The organism is Paenibacillus sp. Dod16, assembly GCF_049893405.1.
In the GTDB taxonomy this organism is placed as follows: Bacteria; Bacillota; Bacilli; order Paenibacillales; family Paenibacillaceae; genus Paenibacillus_AQ.
On sequence record NZ_JBNDYG010000099.1, the window covers coordinates 1 to 5163 of the forward strand.

General features: G+C 35.9%; 5 protein-coding genes. All 5 read right to left on the reverse strand.

The genetic code is table 11. The features are described from left to right. Window positions 1–337: 337 nt before the first annotated feature. Entirely contained in the window at window positions 338–904 is a 567-nt protein-coding gene (locus ACPV3A_RS37350; protein WP_426204952.1) for a hypothetical protein, read from the reverse strand. 503 nt (window positions 905–1407) lie between these two features. Further along, window positions 1408–1662, reverse strand: a complete 255-nt coding sequence (locus ACPV3A_RS37355; protein WP_063477579.1) for a hypothetical protein — start codon at window positions 1660–1662, stop codon at window positions 1408–1410. Window positions 1663–1830: 168 nt separating this feature from the next. Then, the gene (locus ACPV3A_RS37360; RefSeq protein WP_063477578.1) at window positions 1831–2850 is read right to left on the reverse strand and encodes a hypothetical protein; all 1020 of its coding nucleotides are present in this window, start codon (window positions 2848–2850) and stop codon (window positions 1831–1833) included. A gap of 82 nt (window positions 2851–2932) precedes the next feature. After that, a complete protein-coding gene (locus ACPV3A_RS37365; RefSeq protein WP_063477577.1) occupies window positions 2933–4018 on the reverse strand; it encodes a GGDEF domain-containing protein in 1086 nt (361 codons plus the stop codon). A 185-nt stretch (window positions 4019–4203) separates the two neighbouring features. Beyond that, the gene (locus ACPV3A_RS37370) at window positions 4204–4992 is read right to left on the reverse strand and encodes a hypothetical protein (protein ID WP_063477576.1); all 789 of its coding nucleotides are present in this window, start codon (window positions 4990–4992) and stop codon (window positions 4204–4206) included. Between the last annotated feature and the right edge of the window lie 171 nt (window positions 4993–5163).

The following is a 5163-nucleotide window of genomic DNA, read 5'->3' on the forward strand; positions in this document are numbered from 1 at the left end:
AAAAAGAACAAAATAGCAGTTTAAAAAATAGAAACGGCAAAATTCTGCAGGTCTGTCCATTTTTAGAATGGAGCCACCATATAAGCTTGATCCTTATTGGATCCTGTTGTCTTTACGTCAATTTTCGAATTATGCAAAATGCTCAAGTAAGAGGTCAATTCTTTTCAGTGTAGTGAGAATTGATTCTCTAATGGTATCAATACCAAGATTACATTTAGTGTAATCCTGCTCGACGGTTTACGGCAATTTTCGCCAGATATTTCTTATAGCATGCAAAAAAAGCACGAACAACCAAGCCCTCTCGGGCTGAGCTGTGCGTGCTTCGCAACCTTCGTTCCTATTCAACTAAAAGAGAATTCAAACCATTTTGCTCTGCTAATCTGCACCAATCTGATCTTTTAGAGACGAGAATGTTATAGTGTAAATTGCTTCTCTGATCTCCAATATATGCACCTATTACTCTATCAGATAATTTATCGGCTGAAAAGTCTTCATTGTTTAGATAAAAATCTTCAATACTGCAAATCTTTTTTTGTTTACGGTTAGATAATATTGAAAAGATACGTTTCACTGAAAAAGCATAGTTTGCGGACCTTGAATGATTCTCTAATGTCTTAATAACATCATGGGATATGGCGATTCTCACGTTCTCATTTAGTTGCACTAATAGTTCTGGATTATTCAGCAGCACTTCATCATCAAAGCATAATTGAAAACCTTGAATTGATAAATAATTTAACTTGGACAATAAATCAGTGTCATTCATTTCCTGACTTGATTTACTTCGTCTGGTATCTTCATGAGAGACGGTGCTAGATGATTCAGTTGTTGTATTACGAGGAGTACCTGCTGAGAATATCCCATATATAACTAAGAACAACGTAATACCACCGATAATTAGCAATATCATGACTCCTACTCTCACCCTCCTTTATTCAAAGATACAGTAGCTAAGAAAATTACTAATACACAGATTAAACATTGTTCGTGGTATACATATTGGTTTCTAATCATTCCTCATTTTCTACAATACAAATAATATCCCTATAGTCCTTTTGAGAGAGCCTTACATACGGTTTTGGATTAATGTTCATTTTATGCAAAACGGCTTCATCAACAAAGTACCTATCGAATTTGTAAATTAGAACGTTGTGGTTATCTTCAGTTAGTTTCACTAATTTGTTTTTTAAAGGTGTAGACCAAACTAGATATCCATATCCGAAAATCATATAACCTGTAATAAGAAAAAAACCAAAACTAATCAAAAAAAAGAGTTTCATTTTTATATCCGGATCATCAACTGATACAATAACATTGAGTTGGAACATTGCCATCATTAAAAAGCAACAACATATTGGAACTAAAGACCATATCCAATACTTTGAAGGTTTATTGAAGTAGTTCCTCTCAAACTGCATTAAGAAGGTTCACTTCCTCTTGGTTCCAATCAAGTTTCTCTATCGCATTTTTAAAAGCTGCCTCATTAATATGGCCAGCAAGCATCCGTTCAAGTTCAGGCAGTTTTTTCATTGCTAAGCGTTTTTCCTCTGCAGTTCCAAAATTCATCATTGCAAGAATACAGATATATTTATGGATTAAAACGCCGGCATCAAGTTGATTAAGATCTTTAATATCCGGTTTCTCATTAAAACTTTGATTCATTACCGACACCTCTGTTCATTTTTTCCAATAGTTATTACTTAATTCCACTATAAGACTAGCCTCCGATTAATTCAACTTTCAAACAAAAAAGTTAAGCCGGTATGAATCACCAGGCTTAACTCATGCTTCCTATATTTATATTTCAAAAACCATCTCAATACAAGCTTCTCATGTTGAAGGGATATCGATCAAAGGAATCAACACTGATTGAGTTGGAATATGATCATCAAAATGAATACCCGCCGAATTGTCACCACTCTCCCACGTCTCGAAGAGAATTGGATTCACATATTCTTTTATGCCTTCACTTGTAAGGTCAAAGTCGGTATGTTTTGATGCTGTAAATATCAGCTTATGTCTAAAGTGATTTTCCGGAGCGGGATTCAATTTGTCCGATGACAGTAGTAAAGTTACAGTCGTTTCATAGGTTAGGTATCTTAAGATGTTAAAACTAAAATTAATGATTTCAGCAATCTTAGGTTCTAAGTTTATATCTATTAGTTGGTGTGGTACTTCTACAACTAGCAGCATTTGTGTTGGCTCATCAAGCTTCCCTACGATAGCCCAAAAGCTCCAAACGGCACGAAGAAATGAGAGGGCTTTATTGTATATGTTTTCATGTTGGTCAAGGTAAAATATTCGACCAGCATCTGCAGATTGATACCACTCTACTCTTGTCAGCTTTTCCATTTCTATTTTCAAATCGTTTTTGTAAGGATGGCCGTCATCCAACCTTTCTATTGCTCTTAAATATCCGAACAGCGGTCCCTCATAATTCCACCGATATGAAGTTGGTGGTAACAGCTCTGGCCGTGTAATCATCTTTGATTGAGCAAAAAGATTGAAGTATGAGGTGGAGAAATAACGCCGATTGTTAATGAAATTTTCTCTGTCCTCATAGTCCTCGGGTGGATCAGGCAAGCTCTCAGTCCATAGTATGGCGTCACTTTCCATTAATTCTCCCTTCAACACAACAGAATCCAATATTTGATATACGCTACCTAATTTCATTGACTGAACCTCAGAAATGATGCGCTCCACCAATTTTTTTCTAGGACTTTTCAGGTCATCTCCCACAATGGTCATAGTGGAATGCTCCTCCTGATTCCATGGCCAAACAATATCTTCGCCTGTTTCTGGATTCACACCTAATTTAATCGATTGATATAAAAGATTATTTTCACTCATACACTCTCAATCCTCCCGTAAATAAAAAAAGAAACTTTGTAAGAACAGTTTGACCATAGACGTTGTTTCGTTATCTTAACTCTTAATGTAAGAGTTCATCAAAAAACTCAGTTACTTGGTTTTTACCATTATTTTTAGAGTAATACATTGCTACATCTGACTTATGAATTAATTGATCAAAAGTAATAGACGGAGTACTCTTAGCATATCCAATGCTAAGTGTTACCTCGCTTTCAGATTCCACCCTTTTCCTTATACTCTCGGTAATGGTTTTAATATCTATATCTCCTGAAGAAAGATTAACAAATGCTACAATTTCTTCTCCTCCGTATCTTGCAGCGATTCCAAAAAGTTGTACCTCTTCCCTAACAATTTCAGCAACTCGAATTAAGACTTCATCTCCCTTCTTGTGGCCCTGATTATCGTTTAGTTGTTTGAAATTATCTATATCACAGAAAATTGCGTACACTTCAGAGTCAATTTGTTCTAATTCAGTTTGTAGCTGCTTTTGATAATGTCTTTTATTATAGAGTCCCGTCAACGGATCCGTTACAGAAGCTATATATGAATTCATAAGCAATTTCATAAGACGATCTTGGAGCGTCATAAATATAGATAATAACAAGAGTGGAAGAGTTAGATTAGAAACAACCCATACAAACTCCAATCCTATATAGTGAGCTGCCAATGTGACGAGTGCATAAACAAGAAGCACAAGCAGAGAAATGGATAGTTTTATTATTGCTCGATAATTATTTCTGATTTGATATAAAAGGAAAAGTGTAAGAATTACAAGAAACAAATTCGAAATGTAATAAACTTCTACTAGTTCAGTTAAGAAGTAAACTGTAATAAGCCCATACGAACTCAATTTCTCGTATCTTGTCTGTTCCCAATGTAACTGCGTTAACAAGATGAGAAAAAATACTATGCCCGCTAAAGTAAATCTTTGTGTAAAAGCAGAGATGTTTTGGTCAAACAAAAAAGAAGAAACCACTGAGCTGAATTGAAAAAAACTTAACACCATCGCACAAATTGTAAGATATCTATATCGGTTTCTTCGTGCTGAATAGAGCTGGTATGAGAGATAGAGAAGTATCAACGATATCGGAAAACAAATATAAGTAAGTACCCCCGAATTACTATTACCGAATAATTCAAGAACCATATGATCCTTCCTCCAAAAAAAGAAGCACAACTTAACAGAGGTTCTCCCTCAGAAAAGTGGTGCTTCCACAATAGATTTGTTTGTAATTGTACTAAAATTATAACAAGTTCTAAATTTGGTTTCTACATCTTCATTTATAAAGAAAGCATGGATTAACCATAAGCGGCAAACCCATGCTCTCACCGTTAATGGGTACCGGAACTGTTAAAATCATCATATGATGACTTATCAGCATTGTAGTAAAGAACATCACCATCAACCGATCCAAAAGTGACTCCATACGGAGTAGTAAATGAGCTTTTGAAGCCTTCCATATCTCTCCATTGATTATCATAGACTCCGTAGTACGGTGAATTTGATCTTCGAATATACTGAAGGTATGGATTACTTGTGTCACCATTTCGGATCGTTTCAATGGTGAAGTTAACGACAATATATCCATCCTTTAAGAAGACCTTTGACTTATCGTCTAGTCTACCTCCGTATTGAGCAAGATTTGTGCCCTTAGGTACCACGTATACTGCTGCTGGTAAACTGTACTCACCGTACCATTGTTGAACTGCCGCATTTGCACGATATATATCTACTCCTGCTGGTAATCCATACATGTTTCCTCTAAACGTACGTAAAGGTGCGGTTAGAATTTGTACATCATAACCCCCAACATAAGTCTTTTTAGAAGTATCTTTAATGTACTTCTCCATGTACCGTTGTTTTGTTACCTGCCACCCTCGTGGTCCAGAGAACATTTCCCAAAGAGTACTTGATGTATCAACCAAGTCTTGACCTGGGACATTACGGAGACGAGAGTTTAGAATAACATTTCTACGTTCAACATCAGCAGACGAACCAATTTTAACAAATCTAGCAGTGTCTGAATGGTAGTAAAGATCAACTAACCTACGATTTTTACCATCTTTCTGAACAAAGTAAAATGTTGGAGTAATCCGGATACCATCCTGATCATTGAACATATTTCCCTTCGTCATCAAATCAAATTATTGGAATAGGTAAGGGTTTGATATTATCTCCACCTTTTCCCCTCCTCCACACCGTGCATGCAATTTTCACCGCACACGGCGTTCCACCTTATATGCTAAAGTTATATGCTCACAAGTTTACATGCTTTGCGATAGAGATTGATT

Excerpts from the sequence above, each read along its gene's own strand:
- ACPV3A_RS37355 (WP_063477579.1), bottom strand. The coding sequence starts at position 1,662 with ATGAATCAAAGTTTTAATGAGAAACCGGATATTAAAGATCTTAATCAA.
- ACPV3A_RS37370 (WP_063477576.1), bottom strand. The coding sequence starts at position 4,992 with ATGTTCAATGATCAGGATGGTATCCGGATTACTCCAACATTTTACTTT.
- ACPV3A_RS37365 (WP_063477577.1), bottom strand. The coding sequence starts at position 4,018 with ATGGTTCTTGAATTATTCGGTAATAGTAATTCGGGGGTACTTACTTAT.
- ACPV3A_RS37360 (WP_063477578.1), bottom strand. The coding sequence starts at position 2,850 with ATGAGTGAAAATAATCTTTTATATCAATCGATTAAATTAGGTGTGAAT.